This window comes from Endomicrobiales bacterium, from assembly GCA_023228045.1.
GTDB lineage: Bacteria > Elusimicrobiota > Endomicrobiia > Endomicrobiales > JALOBY01 > JALOBY01.
The window spans coordinates 14,336-37,100 of record JALOBY010000011.1 but is presented as its reverse complement, the minus strand read 5'-3'; the positions used below and the strand labels follow the sequence as shown (position 1 = coordinate 37,100).

The 22,765-nt window shown below is 38.4% G+C and carries 23 protein-coding genes and 2 tRNA genes; all 25 read left to right on the top strand.

The window, feature by feature from the left end:
- Window positions 1-41 precede the first annotated feature (41 nt).
- The 25 genes from M0Q46_03715 to M0Q46_03595 all read left to right on the top strand — a co-directional run bounded on the left by M0Q46_03715 (window position 42) and on the right by M0Q46_03595 (window position 22,752).
- Entirely contained in the window at window positions 42-935 is an 894-nt protein-coding gene (locus M0Q46_03715) for a dihydroorotate dehydrogenase (GenBank protein MCK9582715.1), read from the top strand.
- Window positions 932-1,576 carry an orotidine-5'-phosphate decarboxylase gene (pyrF, locus tag M0Q46_03710; protein ID MCK9582714.1) on the top strand — a complete coding sequence of 215 codons (645 nt, stop codon included), beginning with the start codon at window positions 932-934 and terminating at the stop codon, window positions 1,574-1,576. Before M0Q46_03715 ends, pyrF begins: the two co-directional genes overlap by 4 nt.
- On the top strand, window positions 1,577-2,155 hold the full coding sequence (pyrE, locus tag M0Q46_03705) for an orotate phosphoribosyltransferase (protein ID MCK9582713.1): 579 nt from the start codon (window positions 1,577-1,579) through the stop codon (window positions 2,153-2,155).
- Between the two features lie 17 nt (window positions 2,156-2,172).
- Window positions 2,173-3,132, top strand: coding sequence for a phosphoribosylformylglycinamidine cyclo-ligase (gene purM, locus M0Q46_03700; GenBank protein ID MCK9582712.1), 960 nt, complete (start codon window positions 2,173-2,175; stop codon window positions 3,130-3,132).
- Window positions 3,133-3,138: 6 nt separating this feature from the next.
- A complete protein-coding gene (gene purN / locus M0Q46_03695; protein ID MCK9582711.1) occupies window positions 3,139-3,729 on the top strand; it encodes a phosphoribosylglycinamide formyltransferase in 591 nt (196 codons plus the stop codon).
- Window positions 3,726-5,027, top strand: coding sequence for an adenylosuccinate lyase (purB, locus tag M0Q46_03690; protein MCK9582710.1), 1,302 nt, complete (start codon window positions 3,726-3,728; stop codon window positions 5,025-5,027). The genes purN and purB overlap by 4 nt, the downstream gene beginning before the upstream one ends.
- Window positions 5,028-5,059: 32 nt before the next feature.
- A tRNA-Val gene (locus M0Q46_03685) sits at window positions 5,060-5,131 on the top strand.
- A gap of 10 nt (window positions 5,132-5,141) precedes the next feature.
- Window positions 5,142-5,215: transfer RNA gene (locus tag M0Q46_03680), tRNA-Thr, on the top strand.
- Window positions 5,216-5,423: 208 nt separating this feature from the next.
- Window positions 5,424-6,401: a hypothetical protein gene (locus M0Q46_03675; protein ID MCK9582709.1), complete on the top strand. Its 978-nt coding sequence runs from the start codon at window positions 5,424-5,426 to the stop codon at window positions 6,399-6,401.
- Window positions 6,402-6,414: 13 nt separating this feature from the next.
- A complete protein-coding gene (locus M0Q46_03670) occupies window positions 6,415-8,661 on the top strand; it encodes an O-antigen ligase family protein (protein MCK9582708.1) in 2,247 nt (748 codons plus the stop codon).
- Between the two features lie 5 nt (window positions 8,662-8,666).
- On the top strand, window positions 8,667-11,045 hold the full coding sequence (locus tag M0Q46_03665; protein MCK9582707.1) for an O-antigen ligase family protein: 2,379 nt from the start codon (window positions 8,667-8,669) through the stop codon (window positions 11,043-11,045).
- A gap of 181 nt (window positions 11,046-11,226) precedes the next feature.
- Complete coding sequence (locus tag M0Q46_03660) at window positions 11,227-11,985, top strand: YebC/PmpR family DNA-binding transcriptional regulator (GenBank protein ID MCK9582706.1); 759 nt, start codon at window positions 11,227-11,229, stop codon at window positions 11,983-11,985.
- Window positions 11,986-11,994: 9 nt separating this feature from the next.
- Window positions 11,995-12,480 carry a crossover junction endodeoxyribonuclease RuvC gene (ruvC, locus tag M0Q46_03655; GenBank protein MCK9582705.1) on the top strand — a complete coding sequence of 162 codons (486 nt, stop codon included), beginning with the start codon at window positions 11,995-11,997 and terminating at the stop codon, window positions 12,478-12,480.
- Window positions 12,474-13,085: a Holliday junction branch migration protein RuvA gene (locus M0Q46_03650; GenBank protein ID MCK9582704.1), complete on the top strand. Its 612-nt coding sequence runs from the start codon at window positions 12,474-12,476 to the stop codon at window positions 13,083-13,085. The genes ruvC and M0Q46_03650 overlap by 7 nt, the downstream gene beginning before the upstream one ends.
- A gap of 4 nt (window positions 13,086-13,089) precedes the next feature.
- A complete protein-coding gene (gene ruvB, locus M0Q46_03645; protein MCK9582703.1) occupies window positions 13,090-14,112 on the top strand; it encodes a Holliday junction branch migration DNA helicase RuvB in 1,023 nt (340 codons plus the stop codon).
- On the top strand, window positions 14,113-14,643 hold the full coding sequence (locus M0Q46_03640; protein MCK9582702.1) for an epoxyqueuosine reductase QueH: 531 nt from the start codon (window positions 14,113-14,115) through the stop codon (window positions 14,641-14,643).
- A 1-nt stretch (window position 14,644) separates the two neighbouring features.
- A complete protein-coding gene (locus M0Q46_03635) occupies window positions 14,645-15,805 on the top strand; it encodes a SpoIID/LytB domain-containing protein (GenBank protein MCK9582701.1) in 1,161 nt (386 codons plus the stop codon).
- Window positions 15,802-16,854 (top strand): tRNA preQ1(34) S-adenosylmethionine ribosyltransferase-isomerase QueA, encoded by a 1,053-nt coding sequence (gene queA, locus M0Q46_03630; GenBank protein ID MCK9582700.1) that lies wholly within the window; start codon window positions 15,802-15,804, stop codon window positions 16,852-16,854. The genes M0Q46_03635 and queA overlap by 4 nt, the downstream gene beginning before the upstream one ends.
- A 39-nt stretch (window positions 16,855-16,893) precedes the next feature.
- Window positions 16,894-17,553, top strand: coding sequence for an HD domain-containing protein (locus M0Q46_03625; protein MCK9582699.1), 660 nt, complete (start codon window positions 16,894-16,896; stop codon window positions 17,551-17,553).
- A complete protein-coding gene (gene tgt, locus M0Q46_03620) occupies window positions 17,553-18,683 on the top strand; it encodes a tRNA guanosine(34) transglycosylase Tgt (GenBank protein MCK9582698.1) in 1,131 nt (376 codons plus the stop codon). The genes M0Q46_03625 and tgt overlap by 1 nt, the downstream gene beginning before the upstream one ends.
- A 19-nt stretch (window positions 18,684-18,702) precedes the next feature.
- Window positions 18,703-19,083 carry a preprotein translocase subunit YajC gene (gene yajC, locus M0Q46_03615; protein ID MCK9582697.1) on the top strand — a complete coding sequence of 127 codons (381 nt, stop codon included), beginning with the start codon at window positions 18,703-18,705 and terminating at the stop codon, window positions 19,081-19,083.
- Window positions 19,084-19,103: 20 nt separating this feature from the next.
- Complete coding sequence (locus M0Q46_03610; GenBank protein MCK9582696.1) at window positions 19,104-19,784, top strand: HD domain-containing protein; 681 nt, start codon at window positions 19,104-19,106, stop codon at window positions 19,782-19,784.
- Between the two features lie 14 nt (window positions 19,785-19,798).
- Complete coding sequence (gene secD / locus M0Q46_03605; protein MCK9582695.1) at window positions 19,799-21,214, top strand: protein translocase subunit SecD; 1,416 nt, start codon at window positions 19,799-19,801, stop codon at window positions 21,212-21,214.
- Window positions 21,215-21,246: 32 nt separating this feature from the next.
- Window positions 21,247-22,176 (top strand): protein translocase subunit SecF, encoded by a 930-nt coding sequence (gene secF, locus M0Q46_03600; protein MCK9582694.1) that lies wholly within the window; start codon window positions 21,247-21,249, stop codon window positions 22,174-22,176.
- A complete protein-coding gene (locus M0Q46_03595; protein ID MCK9582693.1) occupies window positions 22,177-22,752 on the top strand; it encodes a hypothetical protein in 576 nt (191 codons plus the stop codon). It abuts the gene before it with no gap.
- Window positions 22,753-22,765 lie beyond the last annotated feature (13 nt).

The window sequence follows — 22,765 nt, the reverse complement described above, 5'->3', positions numbered from 1 at the left end:
CACAGATAGTATCAGAAACACAAAAAGGTTGCTAAATTAAGATGATAAATGTTGGAACAGTTAAATTAAAAGGGCCAGTTTTAGTTGCATCAGGAACTTTCGGTTACGGAAGTGAGCTGAGTGATCTGCTTGACTACAAAAAACTTGGTGGCATAATAACTAAGACGGTTACGCTTGAACCAAGGGAAGGCAACCCGCTGCCACGCATAGCTGAATGCACAAGTGGTCTTTTAAATACGATAGGTCTTCAAAATATTGGCATAGATAAGTTTATTTCAGAAAAATTGCCGGAGCTAAAAAAACTAAGGATTCCGGTAATTGTAAGTGTTGCCGGCAAAAGTGCAAATGATTATGTTGAAATTGTATCGCGCCTAAAACGCATAAGCTGGCTTTCCGCAATAGAGTTAAACCTATCATGCCCGAATCTCAAAAAAAAGATTATATGCCAAGATGAAAATTTGGTGCGAGAGATTGTGCGTAAGTGCGCTAAGTTATCTTGCGTGCCAATTATTGTAAAACTTTCTCCACAGCTTTCAGATATTGCTGGAGTTGCCGCAAACGCAATGAATGCGGGTGCAAGCGTAATATCGCTTGTAAATACATTCCCGGCCATGGCAATTGATATTAAAACCCGCAAGCCAAAACTATCAACAATTACAGGCGGATTATCGGGCCCTGCAATTAAACCACTTGCCATACGGGCGGTTTGGGAAGTTTATAAGGAAACTCATGCTCCAATAATTGGCGGCGGTGGAATAATGAGCGGTGAAGATGCCATAGAGTTTATGCTTGCGGGTGCGAGTGCTGTCTGTGTTGGTAGTGCAACTTTTATAAACCCAAGCGCCGCCGCAGATATTTCAGACGGAATTGAGACATATTTAAAAATAAATAAAATTCGTTCTGTAAAAGAGATAATTGGGCAGGTAAAAGTATGAAAAAGCTGATTGTGGCTCTTGATATTTATGAATACGACAAGGTCATAGCAATGGTTAAAGAACTCTCTAATTTTGTAGATGTTTTTAAAGTTGGTCCGATTTTATTTTTAAACTCAGGACATAAAATAATTGATGGGATTCACTCGTTAAATAAAAAAGTATTTTTAGATCTTAAGTTTCACGATATTCCTGCGACGGTTCGCCGTTCGGTTCAATCGGCAAAAGAGCTTGGGGTTTATAGTTTAACACTGCACTCTTGTGGCGGGATTGATATGCTAAAAGAGGCCGCATCAGTTGAGGGCAGGCCAAAGCTTTGGGCAGTAACCGTGCTTACAAGTCAGGCAAGTGACCCTCAAGAAGTTATTGCAAGGGCTTGCCTTGCAAAGAGTGCGGGTGTAGATGGCGTAATAGCGTCACCGCTTGAGATTGCGGCAATAAAAAATTGTTGCGGCAAAACTTTTGAAGTGGTTACACCGGGTATTAGATTTTCAGACGACAAAAAAGATGATCAAGTAAGAGTTGCAACGCCATCGGCGGCAATTAGTGCCGGTGCAGATTTTATAGTTGTTGGCAGGCCAATAATAGAAGCTCAAAACCCTGCTTTTGCCGCAGAAAAAATTGCAAAAGAATTGGGGGAATAAGTGGACGCTATAAAAGTTAAAAAATTATTTGAAGAAAAAAACGCACTACTTTCCGGGCATTTTTTACTTTCTAGTGGTTTGCATTCAGATACTTATTTTCAATCGGCTTTAATACTCCAGCACCCGGCTGATGCCTCTGTGCTTGCGCAAGGCATCGCGCAAAAAATTAAAGCGGCAATAAAAGAAGATATTGACTTGGTTATCTCTCCTGCGCTTGGAGGCATTGTAATAGGTCAAGAGATGGGCAGAGCATTAAATAAAAGAGCCATATTTTGCGAGCGAGTGGAAGGTAAACTTGTTTTGAGGCGTGGTTTTTCTATTGCAAAAGACGAGAGAGTTCTTGTAGTAGAAGATGTAGTTACAACAGGTCTTTCCACAAGAGAAGTTATTGAAGTTGTTTCTGGGCTTGGCGGTATTGTTGTATGCTGTGCCTCTTTGGTTGACCGTAGCGGCGGCAAGGTTAATTTTGGAGTGCCGTTAGTATCTTTGCTAAGTTTAGATGTAAAAAGTTACAAGGCGGAAGATTGTCCTATGTGCAAAGCTGGTAACACACCTATAAAACCCGGAAGTAGAAAATAATTTTATTTGAGGAAAAAATGCAGATAACCTACAAACAATCTGGTGTAAATATTGATGCCGGCAACGAACTTGTGAAAAGAATTAAAAAGAAACTCCCGAAAATTGGCGGCTTTGGCGGTTTGTTTCCGCTTGAGAAAACAAAGTACAACCTTGTCAGTTCAACTGACGGCGTTGGAACAAAACTTAAAATTGCATTTTTGCTTAACAAACATAATACAGTTGGTATTGACCTTGTGGCAATGAATGTTAATGATATTATTTGTGTTGGTGCAAAACCATTATTTTTTCTTGATTATTTTGCCTGCGGTAAGCTTGATGTAAACCTTAGCGAGCAGGTTATTTTAGGTATAAAAAAGGGTTGTGATATTTCAGCTTGCGCGCTAATCGGTGGTGAAACAGCCGAAATGCCTGGTTTTTACAAAGATGGCGAGTACGACCTTGCCGGCTTTTGTGTTGGTGTTGTGGAAAAAGGCAAAGAGATAAGCGGTAAAAACATAAAACCGGGTGATGTGCTGCTTGGGATGCCTTCATCAGGACCGCACTCTAATGGATATTCTTTAATAAGAAAAGTATTTTCGGAAGCCGAGTTAAAAAAACACTCCAAAGCTTTATTTGCTCCAACAAAAATATATGTAAAAGAAATTCTTGGTTTGCTTAGCAAGTTTGGCGGTGCCAAAACAGTAAGTGGAATTGCGCATATAACCGGCGGCAGCTTTTACGATAAAATAGAAAGAATACTTCCACAAAATTGTAAAGTTGTAATAGATAAAAAATCATGGAAAGTACCGGCAATATTTAAACTTGTAGAGCAGAAAGGCAATGTGCCGCAAAAAGATATTTACCGTACGCTCAATATGGGAATTGGTATGGTTGTAATTGTAAAAGCTGATAAAGCTGCACAAGTTTGCAAATATTTAAAAGGTTCAAAGATAATTGGGAAAGTTGTCTCCGGCAAAAAAAGCGTGGAGCTTTTATAAAAAATAATGAAAAGAATAGGTGTGCTTGTCTCCGGTGGCGGCAGTAATTTAGAGGCAATAATAGAAGCTTGTAAAAATGGAGTTTTAAAAGACATTGCTCAGGTTTATGTTGTAATATCAAATAAATCCGATGCTTATGCATTACAAAGAGCAAAAAACAATAACATAGCCGGAGTTTTTGTAGACAGGAAAAAGTTTACAACTTCTCTTGAGTTTTCTGATGCCATTTTACAGGAACTGATGAAGTATAAAGTTGATTTAGTGTGTCTTGCCGGCTTTATGCAAAAAATTGAAACAAATTTAATAAATGTGTTTAAAGGCAAAATTTTAAATATTCACCCGGCCCTCTTGCCTAAGTTCGGAGGCAAAGGAATGCATGGCCGCCTTGTGCATGAGGCGGTAATTGCGGCAAAAGAAAGCAAAAGTGGCGCAACTGTGCATTTGGTAGATGAACACTACGATCACGGCAAAATAGTAGCACAAATTGAAGTGCCGGTGCTTGTAAATGACACGCCGCAGACATTGGCGCAAAGAGTTTTAAAAGTAGAACATGATTTATACCCAAAAGCTATAAAAATTATTCTGGAGGATAAATGATTCCCCGCTACAGCAGGCCTGAAATGTCCGCCATTTGGTCAGATGAAAACAGATTTAAAATTATGCTTGAAGTTGAACTGCTTGCGGCAGAGGCAATGGCAAAAGATTCTATTGTGCCGATGAGTGTCGTAAAAGAAATTCGTCGCAAGGCAAAAATAGATGTAAACAAAATTGCCGAAATTGAAAAAACCGTTAAACACGATGTTATTTCTTTTCTTACTCAAATAGCGCAAAGTGTTGGGCCAAAGGCGAGGTTTTTGCACCTTGGCATGACTTCTTCTGATGTGCTTGACACGGCACTTGGGGTGCAACTTGCAAAGAGCTGCGACCTTTTACTGAAAGGAATTGACGCTTTAACGGCCACAACAAAAAAACTTGCAATCAAATATAAATTTACTCCTACAATGGGCAGAACGCACGGCGTACACGCAGAACCAACAACTTTTGGTTTAAAGGTACTTGGTTGGTACTCACAAATGCTCAGGGCGCGTTCAATTATAGAAACAACAAAAGATTATGTATCTTATGGTAAAATTTCCGGCGCTGTTGGAACATTTGCTCACTTAAATCCAAAAGTTGAAGAGTATGTTTGCAAAAAAATGGGCTTAAAGGCAGAACCAGTTTCTACACAGATTGTTCCGCGCGACAGGCATGCTGTTTACCTTTGCCGTATAGCCATTGTTGGCAGTTTGCTTGAAAGGATTGCACTTGAAATTCGCCACTTACAAAGAACCGAAGTGCTTGAGGCTGAAGAGCCATTTAGTGAAGGTCAGAAAGGATCGTCCGCAATGCCGCACAAGCGTAACCCGATAATTTCAGAAAACATCTGCGGTTTGGCACGCCTGCTGAGAGGCTATGTTGCAACAGGTCTTGAAAATATAGCGCTTTGGCATGAAAGAGACATAAGCCATTCATCGGCAGAAAGGATTATCTTGCCAGATGCCGCAATAGCTCTTGATTATATGTTGTATAGAACAAATTATATGCTTTCCGACTTAAGAGTGTATCCGCAGAACATGCTTTCAAATCTAAAAAAATCTGAAGACACTATTTTTTCAGGGGCACTTTTGCTTGCAATTGTAGATAAAGGCAAAAGCAGGGAAGATGCGTATAAAATAATGCAACGAGCGGCTTTTGAGGCAAGAGAGTCAAAAAAATCCTTGGCCGATGTGGTTGCAAGCGACACACAAATAACAAAGCTACTAACAAAAGATGAAATAAAAAAGTGTTTTTCGCTTGAAAAACACCTTGCAAATGTTGATTATATTTTCAAAAGAACTTTGAAAAAACATTCCTAATTTGTATAATCAAAAACCCAAAAAGATAGTACGGGCAATTAGCTCAGCGGAAGAGCACTTCCCTTACAAGGAAGGGGCCGCAGGTTCGAGCCCTGCATTGCCCATATTTTTTTTGCCAAGGTAGCTCAGCTGGCTAGAGCAGCAGTTTCGTAAACTGCAGGTCGAGGGTTCAAATCCCTTCCTTGGCTTTGGTTAATTTACCTTGGGGAAACCTTGATTAAACCTGAATTTTGCAATAAAATTTGGAATTCGTCAAAAGATACGGGACATTTTTTTCCGCAAAACCCTTGCCAATGGAATCACCATTATCTGCGGTTTTTGCGTCAAAACTGTCTCCGTCTCTTTCGTCTCGGTTCTTCCCCTTCGGGGTCCAACACCGTACAAACCTATTGCAAAATGCGGGTTAAAAAAATAATCTTAGTTGTATTTCTCGTTTCTACTGCGTTAAGCGCTTACGGCGCCACAAGTGGTACGACTGTTTTTTCATTCCTTAAGCTTCCAAGTAATACCCGTTCCGCTGCGCTTGCAGGCATGGATTATTATGTTTCTAATGTTTTGCCATTTTCCAGCCCTGCATTCTTGCCATGGCAAAAAAAAATAAAAATCAGTGCCGATTACTCTATGTTGGCGCAAGAACTTGGTTTTGGTATTTTTAGTTTTTCCAATTATTTTGGTAAAAATTCTGGTTACTCTCTTAGCCTTGCGCATCTTAGTACTCAGGGGCTTACTAAAGTTGTTTATGACCCGACAGCTGCAAGCAATTATAAAGAACTTTCATCTTTTGATTTTTATGATGCCTATGTGCAGGCAGCATACGGATATGCAACATCAAGTGAGTTTAGCTTTGGTTTTGCACTAAAGGGTATTAATGAAGTTATAGATTCAAATTCAACATGTGGCACATCACTTAGCGGTTCTTTATTTTATTACCCCAAAAATACAAACTCTCAACTTAATTTTGGCTTTAGTGATATTGGCCCGGCGCTTAAGGGCTTTGATTTGCCCTCAACCCTATACTTAAACTATGCTTCACAGGTAGATGAGCCAATGTGGCTTTCGGCAGGCAGTGCAATGTGCATTGATGGAAATAACGAGGCAAAGGTTTCCTTAGAAATTAAGGCAGATGATGCGTTTTGGCTGCGCGGTGGTTACAGATACTTGCTTAACAATAACAAAATAGACGGTATAAACGGCCTAAGCGCCGGTTTTGGTGTATATATTGGGCAAGTTAGTTTTGATTACGCATGGCTTAGTAATGGCGATTTGGGGCAAACTCACCGCTTAGCATTATCGTTCAATTTTGGAAAAGAAAACATAGATGCGCTAAAAGATAGAAAGTATATCGCGCAAACTAAAAATAAAATAATTTATTAACGGAGCAATTAAGATGGCTATCGCGGAAGAAAAAATTTCAGCTTTAATTAGGTTGGTTAGTGAAAAAGTTCTCGCGTGGGGTTTGCCTTTTTTTTATTTTTTGGTGTCAATCGCGTTTTACCTTCGTACATACGATTCGGCCCAAATTAAAATAACACTAGTACAAATTCTTGGTACTATTTTTATAGGTGTGTGGATGATAAAACTGCTTGAAGAAGATTTTTTGGAGTTTGTAAATAAGAACCTTATAATTATATTGCCTTTGGTTGCTTTCTTGCTTTCAGGGGTGTTTTCTTTTTCGCACTCGTATTTCTTTTACGCAAGCTGGAATGAGCTTGTGAAGCGTATTATTTACATTTTTATTGCCTTGATTGTAATAAAGGAGTTTGACAGCGACCAGAAGTTTTCGATTTTGTTTAAGGTTTTATTTTGGGCAACATTTGTTGCCACATTTTACGGCATTATTCAGTATTTGGATGCAAAATATTTTGCAGGGCTTGAAAAAGGTCTTGACCCGTTTGTTTGGCGTATGGCATTTGGCACTAGAATATTTTCAACATTTGGAAACCCAAACTTTTTTGGCGACTTCCTCGTAGTTATGAGTCCGATAATTCTTGCTATGTTCTTTAGAAGACGCCAGCCCATATATTTATTTTTATGGTTTATGACGGCTTTTTGCGTTGTACAAACCGGCTCAAAGGGTGCATGGCTTGGTTTTGCCGTAGGCCTTGTTGCTTTTGCGTTTTTATTGGTTATTTTTTTCTTAAGGACAAAAAAGAAATGGCTGAAGTATGTAATTATAGGAGCTATGATTGTTTCAATGGCTGTAGCCTATTTTGGTATAAAGGAAAACCTAAGAGAACGCACTGACAGTGGTTCATTTAGAATTTTTACATGGATTTCTACATGGGAAATGATAAATACAAACCCATGGATTGGCACGGGGATCGGCTCTTATTATGTTACTTATCCTGCCTTTAGAAGGCCTCAGATATTCTTTATAGAAGCCAAGCATAACACTGAAAGCGACCACCCAGAGGATGAGTACCTTGAGGTTTGGTATGATGAGGGCTACATTGGTTTTGGTATTTTCCTTTGGCTGCTTGGAACATTTCTTTTTATATCTTTTAAAAACCTCAGAGCTTTCAGCGAACAGGACCCGCTAAAAAAATATTTAGATATCCGGGCATATTATCAGCTTGGTATTCTTTCTTCTTTAATAGCACAGCTTTCGCATAATATGGTGTGTGTTTCTTTGCGTTTTGTTTCATCGGGCATTTTCTTGTGGTTGTTAATAGGCATCATTGGCAGTTTGTGTATTCACAATCCTCTAAGTGCTAAAACACCGCCACCGTCGCCAAACCCAAAAACTCTTCTACCTCTTTCTGCCCGCAGGGTTGTTCAGATAATTATAATTATAGCAGTGGCTTTTTTTGTTAAGATATTTTACGGTTATTTTGACGCAGATATGAAACATAACCTTGGTATTTTCTACTCAAAACAAGGCCAGTGGGACAAAGCTTTGGCAAGTTATAGTACAGTGGTAAAGGAAAACCCATCTTTTATTATGGCACACTACTTTATGGGCAATGTCTATAACGACCGCTGGGTCGCAGAAGACGGCAACAACGCCATTAAAAAGTACGAAGATGTCTGGAAACTTGCGCCAAACTATGTGCAGTCGCGCCATCAGGCAGGGTTAATTTATATTAAGTGGGCCGAAGACGAAAAACGAAGGGTAGAAGAAGCTCGCGCAAAAGGGGATACCGTTGCAATGCAGGAACATCAAAATAAACTTAAAGAGCTTTACAATAAAGCACTTTACGAATTAAATCGTTATAAAGAAATAGACCCGATATTCTCTGTGAATTATTACAGAATTGCTTATATCTACTTGCAGCTTGGTGATGTCAAAAAAGCCGAAGAAGCATATCTTGAGCACATAAACTACCCTGAAAAATTAAAAGCTCCGCCACACAACGCATGGGTAGAAAACTGGAGCAAAAGAAGGTTGGCAGAGTATGCCGAAACTTATATGTATTTAGGTAATTTAATGTTTGGTACAGGTAATGCACCAAAAGCAAAAGAGTATTACAAAAAGGGCCTTGAACTTGTGCCCGGACATTTAAACATAACAAAAAATTTGGCAATACTTTATGCAAACTCAGGTGATATGGCCAGCGCCCGCGCGCTATGGGAAGAGTTAAGGAAAGCTAACCCCGATGACCCGGATGTAAAAAAGGTTTTTGGGCTTAAGTGATTAAAATGCAGGCAATATACTCTGCACTACTTTTTGCTTTAATTGCAGTTCCTCCGCTTATTTTTTTTACTGCATTAACGCGCAACCCCTATTACTTTCAGATAATTTTACTGGAAGCTATAGTGCTTTTGTTGTGGGCCTTGCGTGCCAGTGAAGCTATCAAAAAAAACAATCTTGAGTTTCAAAAAACACCCGTTGACCTGCCATTTATTACTTTTTTCTCGGTTATCAGTTTAAGCTGGCTTGTTTCTTTAATTTGCAATTATTCTCAGCCGAATATTGGTTTATCGGTATTAAATGAAGGTCTTAAACGTTGGATATTTATTTTTTCAAATATGTTTCTGGTTTATTATGCGGCCAGGCACTTTGTAACCGATAAAAACCGAAATTTTTTACAAAACACAGTTTTTCTTGTTGCATTTTTTGCATCTGTCTATGGAATACTGCAGTATTTTGGCATAGAGCTTTTCTGGTCTCAAACGCTAAATCCATTTGGTAACCGGTGTGTTTCTACATTTGGTAACCCTAATTTCTTCTCATCGTATCTCGTTTTAGTTTTACCTATAGCGGTTGTAAACATATTTAAATCAAAAGATACCTCAAACAAACTTATTTATTTACTTTTGTCTATTATTTATTTAGGTGCTCTTTTGTGTACGCTTACCCGTTCTTCTTGGATTGGTTTTGCGGTTTCAATGGTGACACTTGTAATGCTTTTAATTTACTTTGAAAGGGAAGTGTTCAAAAAGAACCTAAAATTTCTAATAGTGTTTTTCGGATTAGTTTTGGTTGTTGGCATTCTCTGGCCAAGGGGAAATGGCCCAGCTTATAGCTCGGCAATATTTGACCGCTTAACCGAGGCAAAAACTTCACATGTCAAGTATTACGGTTCCATAACACAGCGTCAGCTTATTTGGTCGTGTGCGTGGAACATGGCAGTTGAAAAACCTGTTTTAGGTGTTGGTTTTGGGTGTTTCGAGCTTTTCTTTCCATATTATCAGGGCAGACATCTATTTATTGATGCCTATAAAACATTTAGAACACACGCAAACAACGCGCACAATGAATTTTTAGAAATTTTATCGCAAAGTGGTTTTCTGGGGCTTGGGGTTTATTTGTGGTTTCTTGTTGCATTATTTTCGTTTGGTATTTCAATAATCAAAAATACTCAAGGCCAGAAAAAATTTGTTGCAATCGGTCTTCTTTCATCTCTTGCTGGTATGCTTGCAGATAATATGCTCAATGTGTCGCTACATTTTGCCGTGCCAGCGTTTCTTTATTGGTGGAATGCAGGGCTTTTAACTTCAATAACAAAAGCCGAGAATTTTAAAAAAGAGAAAACAAATAAAAATTGGCAAAAAGTTATGCTGATTATTTTTATAGTTCTTTGCGTATCATTATTGCTGCGCTTTGCTTCTGGTTTTATTGGTGAAATAAATTATTTTCAGGGTTATCAGTTCTCACAAAGGGGCGCTTTTGCTCAGGCACTGCCATTGCTTGAAAAAGCATACTCGTATCAAAAAACTGATGTAAACAATAATTATGAGCTTGCAAACACTTATGCAATGCTTGGCTTAAAAGAAAAAGCACTTGGAATGTATAATGCCTCATTAAATGCAAACGCTGGATACGATGAAATATATTACAATGAAGGAATAGTGTTTAAACAACAGGGCAAAGACAAAGAAGCGATGAATGCCTATACAAGCGCTTTGCGTATAAACCCAATGCTTTTTGAGGGTTATAATGCTCTTGGCGGCATATTTATTTCTTCACCAGTTTATGAAAGTGCTGGTGTTGAACTGTATAAACAGTATGCATTGATTTCTGATGGCTCAAAGCAGGCGTTGCAAAACCTCTCTGTTTTTTTAACACGGCAGGGCCGCAACAAAGAGGCTGCAGAAACACTAAAAGAACTAATTAACAAATACCCGGATGATGAGCAGTTATCGGCAAGTTATTCAAGTGTGCTTGCAAAGGCAGGTATGACTGACAAAGAAACAATTAGCAGAGCCATAAAAATAAAGAAAATTGAAGAGGCCGTTAATTTGGGACATTGGGATCAGGCAAAAATAATGTGTGAGGAGTTTTTAAGTGCTTCTCCTGAAAGTTTAAAAGTGCGTTTTTATCTTGCAAATATATACTATACATTGGGTAAAGTTTCAGAGGCAATTAGCCAATATAAATTACTTCTTTCAAAGGATGTTTCAAACGAACTTGCAAGAACAAACCTATCAGTTGCTCTTGCAAAAATTGGCAACTTTCAAGAAGCACTAAAAGAAATAGAAAATGTTGTAAAAACAAACCCGAATAATAAAGATGCAGTTGAAAAAGCAGATAGGATAAGGCAGATGCTTAAAAACGCAAATGGCAATGGGAAGTAGTTAATTTGGTTTTGCAAAACTTATGTTTAAGTCAAATAATTATTTCATAATAATACTTTTAGCTCACTTTGACTTAGGCGGTATAATTATATATAAATAACGCAAAACATAGAAGCTTAAAAAATAATTTTATCAAATGAGTAAATAAAATTTATATAAAAAGTGAGTAAAGGGAGCAAAGATGTCAGGACATTCAAAATGGTCAGGAATAAAACACAAAAAAGCAATAATTGATGCAAAACGCGGGAAGGTTTTTACAAGGATAATCAGAGAAATTTCTGTGGCCGCCCGCTCTGGCGGTGGAAGCATAGAGAATAATGCGCGTCTAAGAAAGGTTGTTGATTTGGCAAAAGAAGCCAATATGCCTGCGGACAATGTAAAAAAGGCCATTCAAAGGGGCACCGGGGAAATTCCTGGTGTTATCTATGAAGAAATAATGTATGAAGGATACGGGCCAGGCGGTGTTGCGATAATGGTTGAAGTAACAACTGATAATAAAAACCGTACAGCTTCAGAAATAAGAAATATGTTTTCAGAGAGTAACGGAAACCTTGGTGAAAATGGTTGTGTAGGATGGATGTTTTCTCAAAAGGGTTATATATCTATTGAAAAAGATAAAGCAGATGAAGAAAAACTTATGACACTCGCTTTAGAGCTTGGAGCAGACGATTTCGCAACCGATGATCCGGAAGTTTATGAAATTTTTACCAGCCCGCAAGATTTTGAAAAAGTAAAAGCTGGTGTTGAAAAATCCGGCATCGCTATTAGCATTTCAGAGTTATCTATGCTACCACAAACCTATGTTAAAGTAACCGGAAAAGATGCAAAAAATATGCTTAATCTTATGGAAAACCTTGAAGAACATGAAGATGTAAAAAATGTTTTCTCAAATTTTGACATAACAAAAGAAGAGTTGGAAGCAATTGAAAATAAGAAGTGATGAGTGCCTATGATAGTACTTGGAGTAGACCCAGGCCTAAGCATGACCGGCTGGGGTGTTGTTTCAAAATCGCCCCGCGGATTAATGTCAATGCTTGATTACGGTTGTGTTGTTACAAGTCCATCGCAAAAATTACCTCAAAGGCTTAAAGAAATTCACACAACTCTGTGCAATATAATAGAAAAAAATAAGCCGGAAGTAATTGCTATAGAGGAGTTGTTTTTTTCAAAACAGGCAAGAACAGTTGCCGCAGTAGCGCAGTCGCGAGGGGTTATTTTGCTTGCCGCGGCAGAACATAATGTTCCTGTTTTTGAGTACAATCCAAAACACATAAAAATTGCGCTTACCGGATATGGGGCAGCAGATAAAAACCAGATGCAGCATATGGTTAAACTTGTGCTTGGTTTGCCTCAAATTCCAAAACCAGATGACGCGGCAGACGCGCTTGCAATGGCTATTTGTCACTTAAACACTTCACAGGCAATAAAATGTTAAATCATATACACGGTATTATTGAGGAAAAAAGTTTGGACAAAGTGGTTCTTGAAGCCGCAGGTGTGGGTTATGAACTGTTAGTTCCTATTTCTGTTTCGCAAAAGCTCGGGCCAGTTGGTCATGAAGTTAAGTTGTTCGTTGTAGAATCGGTTGCAATGTATTCAGGCACTACAAAGCTATACGGCTTTACATCAGATGAAGAACGCGGTATTTTTTTGCTGCTAAAAGAAGAAGTTCCTGGTGCAGGCGCAAAAAAAGCGTTAGATTATTTTGATAAAGTTATTAAGTCGCTGCCAGATTTTAAAAGAGCTGTGGTGCGCAAAGATGTAAATATGCTTTGCAGTGTTTTTGGTTTTACAAAAAAAACTGCTGAAAAAATTATAGCGGCGCTGAAAGATAAAATAGGCGAATTTAATTACAGCGGAAAAGAAAAGTGGGAAGATTCATTTTTAGGTGGGCCTATGGCAGAGGCCCTGGCAGGGCTTGTGGCGCTTGGATACCGCGAGGCCGCATCAAGAGATGTGCTTGAAAAACTTATGACGCAAAGTACTACAAAAGATTTAACTGCCGCACAACTAATAAAATTATCGCTTAAAAACTTATAAAACTATGGAAAATGAAATAATCAACCAAGAACCAATAGATATTGAAGAGAAAAATTTTGAAAACTCTTTGCGCCCGCAAACTCTTGAAGAGTTTATTGGACAAGATAAATTAAAAGCAAACTTAAAAGTTTTTATTGATGCTGCAAAAAAAAGGGGGCAGGCACTTGATCATTGTCTTTTTTATGCACCTCCCGGCCTTGGTAAAACAACCCTCGCAAACATTATATCCCGGGAAATGGGTTCAAACCTGCGTTCAACATCTGGGCCAGTGCTTGAGCGTGTTGGCGATCTTGCCGCAATTCTTACAAACCTCTGCGAAGGTGATATTTTTTTTATAGATGAAATTCACAGAATGAACCACCTAGTAGAAGAGGCCTTATACCCTGCCATGGAAGATTTTGAGTTAGACATAATAATCGGGCAAGGCCCATCGGCAAAAACAATTAAACTGCCAGTTCCAAGGTTTACCTTAGTTGGTGCAACAACAAGGGCGGGTTTGCTTTCAAGCCCATTGCGCGACCGCTTTGGCATAGTAAGCCATTTAGAGTTTTACAGCGATACTGAGCTTGCCACAATTATTAAAAGGTCTGCCAGTATTTTAAAAGTTGAAATTCAAGGTGGCGGAATTACGGAAATTGCAAAGCGCTCAAGAGGCACGCCAAGAATTGCAAACCGTTTGTTAAAACGTGTGCGCGACTTTGCCGAGGTGAAAAATAATGGTCTAATTACACAAGAGCTTGCTGCAACATCTCTTGAGTGCTTAGAGGTTGACTCGGCTGGTTTAGACCTTATGGACAGGCGCATATTAAAAGCAATAATTGAAAAGTTTTCAGGCGGCCCTGTTGGAGTTGATACCATTGCCGTGTCTGTATCTGAAGAGGTAGACACAGTAACTGATGTTTACGAACCATATCTAATAAAAGCTGGTTTCCTTGCAAGAACTCCCAGGGGTAGAGTTGTTACCTCAAATGCTTACAAACACCTTGGTTTAAACCCACCGCAAAATTCGCAGGAAAAACTACTCTAAATGAAAAAAGTGTTATTTCACCAGTGTTGCGCACCCTGTTTTAGCGGTGTTTTAACTATGGTGCAAGGCCAATGTGAATTTAATGGATATTGGTTTAACCCAAACATTTACCCATCTCAAGAGTATCAAAGCCGCAAGGGTGCTCTCAAAGCGTTCTCAAAAGCACAAAACTTTTCAGTTATTTACGAGAAAGAGCAAAGTTACGAGAATTGGAAAAGTTTCGTGCTTGGTTGTGAAAATAGATGTTTTGCATGTTATAAATTTCGTTTAAATAAAACAGCGCAAAAAGCGCGCCAGCTTGGTTTTGATTATTTTAGTACCACATTACTTGTAAGCCCGTATCAAAAACATGATTTGATAATAGAGGCGGCAAATTGTGCTGCTAGTGAAAATGATGTTGAGTTTTACTACAAAGATTTCCGGCCAGCGTTTTATGAAGGTAAAAATTACGCGCGCTCTCTTGGGCTTTATATTCAAAAGTATTGCGGTTGTGAATTTTCTTACGCGGAGCGTTTTGGAAGTGCAAAATAAGATGGCAAAGAAAACATTAATCCAATATTTACAAAACCTTATTGCAAAATCCGGGTTAATAATTATATTCTCGTTTTTTTGCGCAATTAGTATACTTTGCGCTCAAAATGTAAGGGTTGGTTTATTTTCTACGGACAAAACAATAAAAGTAGAGCTTAACGATAGTTGCGAACTCACTTCTGGACCTAGCAACAAAAAAATGCCTGCCGGTGTCTACGATGTTTCACTTAAAGGTCAAAAAATTGTTTTTGGTGAGTATAGTTTTGAAAAATCTATTCTTTTGAAAACATTAAATAATTCGCAGACTATTGGAATTAATTCAAAGGATTACACAGGCACAATGTTGTTTAAAGTTACCGACAACAAAATTCTTTTAATTAACGAGTTGGAAATTGATGAATACTTAAAAGGTGTTTTGCCAAAAGAAATGGGCAAAGGTTGGCCAATAGAGGCACTTAAAGCGCAGGCAGTTATAAGCCGCACATACGCTTTAAGAAACCTAGGCAGTTTCTCAAAGAAAGGGTACGATTTAAGCGCAGATGTTGGCTCACAAGTTTATGGCGGAAAAAGCGCGCACACCCCTGAGTCAGACCAAGCTGTTAATGAGACGGCAAATGAAGTTCTTACATTTAATGGCAAACTTGCCGATACTTTTTTTCATGCAGATAGCGGTGGATATACTGAAAACATAAGTAATGTTTGGTCATCAGTCAAAAACCCTCCCAACTATTTAAAAGGCAAACCAGATAAGTTTTCCAAAAAAGGCGGTTCTTATAAAGTTTGGGAAACAAAGATATCAAAGGATGAGCTTGAAAATAAACTTAACTCTTCAGGCTATAAAGTTGGAACAATTGAAAAAATAAAAGTAGAGGGTAAAAATTCATCAGGCCGGGCGTTAAATATAAAAATATATCATTCTAACGGCATATTGCTTATTCAAGGCTCAAAGTTTAGGATGGCTGTAAGCCCTTGGCAAATAAAAAGTACATTGATTGATGAAATAGTGCGTATGGATGATGCTTTTGAGTTTAGAGGCAAGGGCTGGGGACATGGGGTTGGTTTGTCGCAGGATGGGGCAAAAGTTATGGCAAAAGAAAACTATAACTACCGCGAGATATTGCATTTTTACTACCCGGGAACAAATTTGGAAAAAAGAAAATGATAGATCCCGCAGATTTAATTCTTGATTCATATGATTATTTGTTGCCGCCACAGCTTATTGCGCAAAAGCCGGCACAAAAGCGTGATAACTCGCGTTTACTTGTTGTAAATAAAACTACAGGAATGTTACAACACAGCCATTTTTCATCTATAAAAGATTATTTTTCAAAAGGTGATTGCCTTGTATTAAACAAAACAAAAGTATTTCCTGCCAGGCTTAAAGGTAAAAAAGAAAGTGGTGGCAAAGCAGAAGCTCTTTTTTTAGATTTTTCAGCAGGTACTGATGGTTTTTTTAGGGCGCTTCTAAAGCCATCAATAGATGTTGGCAAAACACTTCATTTTAATGGCGGGTTGAAAGCAAAAGTTGCTGGGAAAGCAGAAAATGGCGAGTATCTGCTTGAAATTAAATCTGAAAATATCATTAACATGCTTGAAAATTTTGGTGAAATGCCGCTACCGCCGTATATAAAAAGAAAAGATGCAATTGCAACTGATGTCTGCGATAAGGACAGGTACCAAACTGTCTATGCCTCTGTGTGTGGTTCAATTGCCGCGCCAACTGCGGGCTTGCACTTTACAAAGCTTTTGATAGATGAAATAAAGCAACATGGTGTAAAAGTAGTTGAGATAGTTTTGCATGTTGGCTGGGGAACATTTAAACCTGTCGTAACTAACAATGTAAGAGAACATAAAATGTTGCCCGAGTATGCTGAAATAAGCACTCAAAGCGCGCAAGAAATAAACAGTTCTAAAAATCTCGGCGGCAGGGTGTTTTCAGTCGGCACTACGGCAACAAGAGCTCTTGAATCGTTTTGCAATGAGCAAGGTGTAGTAGTTGCTGGTAATAAAAAAACGGATCTTTTTATATTTCCTGGTTATAAGTTTAAGTGTGCGGATGCGTTGATAACAAACTTTCACCTGCCGGCTTCAACGCCTATGTTTTTGGCAAGCGCCTTTTTGGGCAGGCAAAAGCTTTTAGCCGCATATAAATCGGCAATAGAAGAAAAATACAGATTTTATTCTTACGGCGATGCAATGTTAATTGTTTAACCCGAATTTTAACTAAAAATATTATGGGGCGATAACTAAGTGTTAAATTTTGAATTGTTTGAAAAAGATGACGAAGTAAGTGCCTACTTAAACACTGCCGATAAAAACTTTGCCGCAATTGGATATAAAGAGCACGGTTTACGCCATGCGAAGTTAAGCGCAAACATTGCCGGCAATGTATTAAAGTATCTTGGTTACAGCGAGCAAGACCAACTGCTTGCGAAAATTGCCGCTTATATGCACGATATTGGCAACGCAGTATCGGCAAATGATCATGCTCAAACTGGTGCAATGATAGTTTTAGACATTCTTCAAAGAATGCAGTTTCCATACGAATATATTTTCCCAATAATAACCGCCATAGGTACACACGAAGACAAAAGCACAAACCCTGTATCTGCCATTGCTGCCGCATTGATTCTTGCCGATAAAACCGATGTACACCGCACCAGAGTGCGTGTAAGCGAGCAGTTGTTGCTTGATACGCACAGCAGGGTAAATTATGCCTGCCGCAATGCTTTTTTAAGAGTGGAAAAAGACAAAAAAACAATAGCCCTTGAGTTAACAATAGACACTAATATCTGTCCGGTTATGGATTACTTTGAGATATTTCTTCCGAGAACAAATTTTTGTATCAAGGCCAGCGCAGCTTTAAATTGCGCTTTTGAACTTTACATAAACAAGGATAAATTTTACTAATGCAAATGGGCAATTTTACAATTATAAAAAAATCTTCAAAGTGCCTTGCGCGCGCGGGCACACTTTACACTACAAGAGGTATAATAGAAACTCCAGTTTTTATGCCGGTTGGCACGCAGGGCAGTGTTAAGTCGGTATCACAACAGGAGTTAAGTGACCTTGGCGCACAAATTATTTTGGCAAACTCTTACCATATATACCTAAAACCAGGTGTTGATTTAATCAAAAAAGCTGGTGGCATACATAAGTTCATTGGTTGGCAAAAGCCAATGCTAACCGATTCTGGCGGTTTTCAACTTTTTAGTTTGGCAATGCTAAGGAAAATTACAGACGAAGGTGTGCATTTTCAATCACATATTGACGGTTCAAAACATTTTATAAGCCCTGAGAGCTCAGTAGATATTCAGCGCAAAATTGGCGCGGATATAATAATGTGTTTTGACGAGTGTGTAGAGTACCCATGCAAAGAAGAGTACGCAAAAAATTCTGTTGACTTAAGTTTACTTTGGGCCGAGCGGTGCAAAAACCGCTTTGAAGAAACTACGAGCAGTTATGAAAGGCAGATGTTGTTTGGCATTGTGCAGGGTTCGGTTTTTAAACACCTGCGCAAATATAGCGCGCAAAAAACAATTGATATTGGTTTTAGCGGGTATGCCATAGGTGGTCTATCGGTAGGCGAGCCAAAAGAAGAGATGCACGCGACATTAGATGCAACGGTGCCAATGTTGCCCGAAGAAAAAGCACACTACTTAATGGGTGTTGGAATGCCAGAAGATCTCTGGGAAGCAATTGAACGCGGCATAGATATGTTTGACTGTGTTTTGCCAACAAGAAACGGCAGAAACGGTCAGGCATTTACAAGTGGTGGCAAGGTAAACATAAAAAATGCAGAGTTTCAAAGTGATTTTGGGCCATTAGACCCCGAGTGTCCCTGCTTTGCTTGCAAAAATTACTCAAGAGCATATTTAAACCATTTATTTAAAGCTCAGGAGCTTCTTGCTCTTCGTTTAATGTCTTTACACAACTTGTATTTTATGGTAAACTTGGCAAAAGTTATTAGGAAATCAATAGAAAACGACACTTTTTTTGAACAAAAAAAAGAGTTTTACGCAAAGTACTTCAAAAAATAAAAAACTACTGGAGGAAAGTATGTTAAAGTCAAACCTGCTAAAAGTTAGTGCTTCACTTGTTATGTTAGGTATCGTTTGTATGCCACTATATGCGGCTGATGGCGCAAATTCAAACATTGTGGCAAATTTCTTGCCGATGGTTCTTATCATTGCAATTTTCTATTTATTTCTTATCAGACCATCTCAGAAAAAAGCAAAAGAACATCAGAATATGTTAAATTCAATAAAAAGAAATGACAAGATAATAACAAGTGGCGGTATATATGCCACGATTAGTCAGGTGAAAACTGACAGATTTGAGGTTACAATTGCCGAAGGTGTAAAGATAGAAATATCAAAAAACTCCGTAAGCACGGTAATAGTTGAACCACAAGTTGAGCAAAGCGCCGAAATAAAATAATCTGTGATAAAGAGTGATTAATGGTGTTGTCAGAAAAATCAGGCATAACACTCCAAAAAGTAAAAGCACACCCGCTTGTAAATAATTTTATTTCTGCGGCAAATGAATATCTTGGTGCCATTGGATATACCGAACATGGTTTTAGGCATGTCGGCTTGGTTGCTAGTGTTGCGCACAATATACTTTCGTGCCTTGATTATCCCGAGCATTTACAGGAACTTGCCGGCATAGCCGGTTATCTGCACGATGTGGGTAATGTGGTAAACAGGCAAGATCATGGCCAGTCTTCGGCTTTGATAGCTATGCGCATATTAAAAGAGCTTGGCGCCACCGCAGAAGAAATTGCTATTGTAATTTCCGCGATTGGCAACCATGAAGAAGAAATAGGCGACCCTGTAAACCCTGTAGCGGCAGCGCTAATAATTGCCGATAAGTCAGATGTTCATAAAACAAGAGTTAGAAACCCAAATTTAATAAGTTTTGATATACACGACAGGGTGAACTTCGCCGCCGAGAGGTCTTTTGTTAATGTAGATAAAAAAAGAATGGCAATTACACTTGAGTTAACTATAGATACAAAAATTTCTCAGGTTATGGAGTACTTTGAAATATTTATGTCAAGAATGATAATATGCCGTCGTTCGGCAAAGTTTTTAAACTGTGTGTTTGAAATAATAATAAACCAAAAGAAATTACTTTAAGGAGAGTTTTAGAGATGCAAAAAATTAACTGGAAGCTTTGGTTGACGGTAGCGCTTGTAGGTCTTTCAATTTACTTTCTCTACCCTACATGGGAGTGGAACACACTAACTCCACAAGAGAGGGAACAAAAAGAGAAAATGCGCGACAAGATGGTTTTTAAAACACTAAACTTAGGTCTTGATCTAAGAGGTGGAAGCCACTTGCTTTTAGAGCTTGATGCCACAAAGCTTGATGCAAATGTAGATGTTAGTGATGCAGTTAGCAGAGCCATTGAAATTATCAGAAACAGAGTTGACCAGTTTGGTGTTGCGGAGCCGTTAATTACAAAACAGGGCGACCGTTGGATAGTGGTTCAATTACCAGGTATAAAAGACCCATCAAGAGCAAAAGAGCTTATAGGCAAAACCGCATTGCTTGAGTTTCGCCTTGTAAGTGATGACCCGGTTGTCAGCGAAATAGTAAGCAAACTTAGAGAAAAAAATGCAACAATTGCTGATATAGATAAATATCCTGAAATTTCCTCAATGGTTCCCGCCGGTTTTGCGGTTTTTGCAGGTAAAGAAGATAGCTATTACTTGCTTAAATCTTCAGCAGAGTTAACAGGCGCGTATCTTGTAAACGCAAAGGTGCAGTTTGGTGGCGAGTATGGTTACCCATATGTAAATATTGAGTTTAACAACGATGGCGCAAAGATATTTGCCGCTGTAACAGAAAGAAGCATAGAGAAGCGGCTTGCAATAGTGCTTGACGGTGTTGTTCAGTCGGCTCCTGTAATTCGTTCAAAAATTCCTGACGGCAAAGCAATAATAGAGGGTAATTTCACTTCAGAAGATGCAAGATTTTTAGCAATGGTACTTCGTGCCGGTGCCCTCCCCGCTCCAGTTAGAATAATAGAAGAGCGCACTGTAGGGCCATCTCTGGGTGATGACTCAATAAAGGCAGGTCTTACATCTTGTCTTGTTGGTCTTTTTGTTGTTTTATTGTTTATGTTCATCTATTATAGAACTTCAGGTTTAATAGCCAATTTCGCGCTTATTTTAAACCTACTTTTCTTGCTTGGTGTTATGGCTTATTTTCACTTTACGCTAACATTGCCTGGTATTGCCGGTATTGTGCTCACGCTTGGCATGGCGGTAGATGCCAATGTGCTTATTTTGGAGCGTATGAGGGAAGAGCTTGCTGCTGGAAAAACGCCCAGAGTCGCCGTTGATGCTGGTTATCAAAAGGCGTTTTCAGCAATTTTAGATGCTAATGTTACAACACTTGTCGCTTCTGTTTGCTTGTTTCAATTTGGCACAGGGCCTATCAAAGGTTTTGCTGTTTCTTTAACAATAGGTTTAATAGTTGGTATGTTCACCTCAATAGTAGTTACAAGAGTTATATATGATGTACTTTTTGCTGAAAACATAATGACAGACATAAAGATTTAAACAAATAATAATAATCTTAGAGGGAGGGGAAAGTGCATTTAATTGGTAAAACAAACATAGGATTCATATCAAAGAGGTATTTCTTTTTTGCAGTTTCGCTTCTATTAATTCTTGCAGGCATTGTTTCGTTAATTTTAAGAGGCGGCCCAAACTACGGTATTGATTTTAGGGGTGGAATTTTGGTGCAATTTTCTTTTGATAAAGCAATTGATTTTAACATTGTCAGAAAAACTCTAAATGATAGCGGAATCTCTGGTATAGATATGCAAAGCTCTGGTACTTCTTCTATTATTTTAAGAGCCAAGAAAACCGAACAAAACCCCGATGAGTTTGCCGCTAAAGTTAAAGGTATTTTGGCTCAAAAGTTCCCAGATAGAACAATTACGCTTGAACGCACAGAGTTTGTCGGCGCAACGGTTGGGAAACATCTCGTTAAACAGGCGACGCTCGCTATATTACTTTCGTTTTTAGGCATAATTATTTATGTTGCTTTTAGGTTTAGCTCAGGTGTTTGGGGTACAGCTGGTGTGATTGCACTTGTTCATGATGTATTTATTACCTTTGGTATTTTTTCAATACTAAATAAAGAAATAAACCTTACAATTGTTGCCGCTCTTTTAACACTTGCTGGTTATTCCATTAATGACACCATAGTTATTTTTGACCGCATAAGAGAAAATTTACGCCTAAAGCCAAAAGAAGACTTAGGTTCTGTTATAGATATAAGTGTAAATGAAACCCTTTCAAGATCAATAATAACAAATTTAACTGTTTTTTTTGTTGTTATTGTGTTGTTTTTCTTTGGAGGCGAAGTTTTGCACGATTTTTCTTTAGCGCTTTTAATAGGTGTTACAATCGGTTCTTATTCTACAATATTTATTGCAAGCCCTATGATTTATGAGTGGGAAATTTCAAAAAGAAAAAGAGCTAAGGCGGCACTTTCATACAAAAGCAAAAGGTAAATGAATAAAATAAAAAATTTTCGTATAAATTTACGTGAAAAAGAAATTTTGCGGCTTTTAAAAAAAACCTCAAAAATTGAAGTTACGCTTCAGGTGCAAAGTGCGGTACAAACACAAAGCGAGCGTTTGCAAAAAATAATAACGCCTGCTTCAATATACAGCACATTTCAAAAAGATAAACTGCCTTTAAAGCTTGTTTTTAGCGCACCCGATAAGTGGATAGCTGCCACTGTTTTTGCCGTTACAATCGGCGGTGATTTTGAAAGTGAAGTTAAAGTTGCCCAAGACAGAAATGAAAATATGCTTTTGGGTATAACACATTGCGTAGGTGTTGAGGCGCTTGAACAAAGTGTAAACTTCATCGGTCGTTTAATTAACGATGAAGCAAAAGATGAAGAGTGTGAGCTTTCGCAAAAAGTAATTATAGCGGATGTTGCAGATATTGAGGTGCTTTGTCAGGTGTTGCCGGTAGCAAAGATAGGTGTTAGTTTTTCGCAAAATTCTGGTGTTGTGCCAATGTTTTCTTCCTTTGGTTTATATTTTTGGACCCAAAACAAAAAAAGAAAAAATAAATAAGCGCTAAATGTTG

What these genes read in the sequence shown, in the direction of transcription:
- M0Q46_03635 (MCK9582701.1), top strand. Translation starts at nt 14,645, where the DNA reads ATGGCAAAGAAAACATTAATCCAATATTTACAAAACCTTATTGCAAAA.
- queA (MCK9582700.1), top strand. Translation starts at nt 15,802, where the DNA reads ATGATAGATCCCGCAGATTTAATTCTTGATTCATATGATTATTTGTTG.
- M0Q46_03670 (MCK9582708.1), top strand. Translation starts at nt 6,415, where the DNA reads ATGGCTATCGCGGAAGAAAAAATTTCAGCTTTAATTAGGTTGGTTAGT.
- ruvC (MCK9582705.1), top strand. Translation starts at nt 11,995, where the DNA reads ATGATAGTACTTGGAGTAGACCCAGGCCTAAGCATGACCGGCTGGGGT.
- purN (MCK9582711.1), top strand. Translation starts at nt 3,139, where the DNA reads ATGAAAAGAATAGGTGTGCTTGTCTCCGGTGGCGGCAGTAATTTAGAG.
- M0Q46_03660 (MCK9582706.1), top strand. Translation starts at nt 11,227, where the DNA reads ATGTCAGGACATTCAAAATGGTCAGGAATAAAACACAAAAAAGCAATA.
- purM (MCK9582712.1), top strand. Translation starts at nt 2,173, where the DNA reads ATGCAGATAACCTACAAACAATCTGGTGTAAATATTGATGCCGGCAAC.
- ruvB (MCK9582703.1), top strand. Translation starts at nt 13,090, where the DNA reads ATGGAAAATGAAATAATCAACCAAGAACCAATAGATATTGAAGAGAAA.
- secD (MCK9582695.1), top strand. Translation starts at nt 19,799, where the DNA reads ATGCAAAAAATTAACTGGAAGCTTTGGTTGACGGTAGCGCTTGTAGGT.
- M0Q46_03715 (MCK9582715.1), top strand. Translation starts at nt 42, where the DNA reads ATGATAAATGTTGGAACAGTTAAATTAAAAGGGCCAGTTTTAGTTGCA.
- M0Q46_03640 (MCK9582702.1), top strand. Translation starts at nt 14,113, where the DNA reads ATGAAAAAAGTGTTATTTCACCAGTGTTGCGCACCCTGTTTTAGCGGT.
- pyrF (MCK9582714.1), top strand. Translation starts at nt 932, where the DNA reads ATGAAAAAGCTGATTGTGGCTCTTGATATTTATGAATACGACAAGGTC.
- M0Q46_03610 (MCK9582696.1), top strand. Translation starts at nt 19,104, where the DNA reads ATGGTGTTGTCAGAAAAATCAGGCATAACACTCCAAAAAGTAAAAGCA.
- M0Q46_03595 (MCK9582693.1), top strand. Translation starts at nt 22,177, where the DNA reads ATGAATAAAATAAAAAATTTTCGTATAAATTTACGTGAAAAAGAAATT.
- M0Q46_03675 (MCK9582709.1), top strand. Translation starts at nt 5,424, where the DNA reads ATGCGGGTTAAAAAAATAATCTTAGTTGTATTTCTCGTTTCTACTGCG.
- yajC (MCK9582697.1), top strand. Translation starts at nt 18,703, where the DNA reads ATGTTAAAGTCAAACCTGCTAAAAGTTAGTGCTTCACTTGTTATGTTA.
- M0Q46_03665 (MCK9582707.1), top strand. Translation starts at nt 8,667, where the DNA reads ATGCAGGCAATATACTCTGCACTACTTTTTGCTTTAATTGCAGTTCCT.
- M0Q46_03650 (MCK9582704.1), top strand. Translation starts at nt 12,474, where the DNA reads ATGTTAAATCATATACACGGTATTATTGAGGAAAAAAGTTTGGACAAA.
- purB (MCK9582710.1), top strand. Translation starts at nt 3,726, where the DNA reads ATGATTCCCCGCTACAGCAGGCCTGAAATGTCCGCCATTTGGTCAGAT.
- tgt (MCK9582698.1), top strand. Translation starts at nt 17,553, where the DNA reads ATGCAAATGGGCAATTTTACAATTATAAAAAAATCTTCAAAGTGCCTT.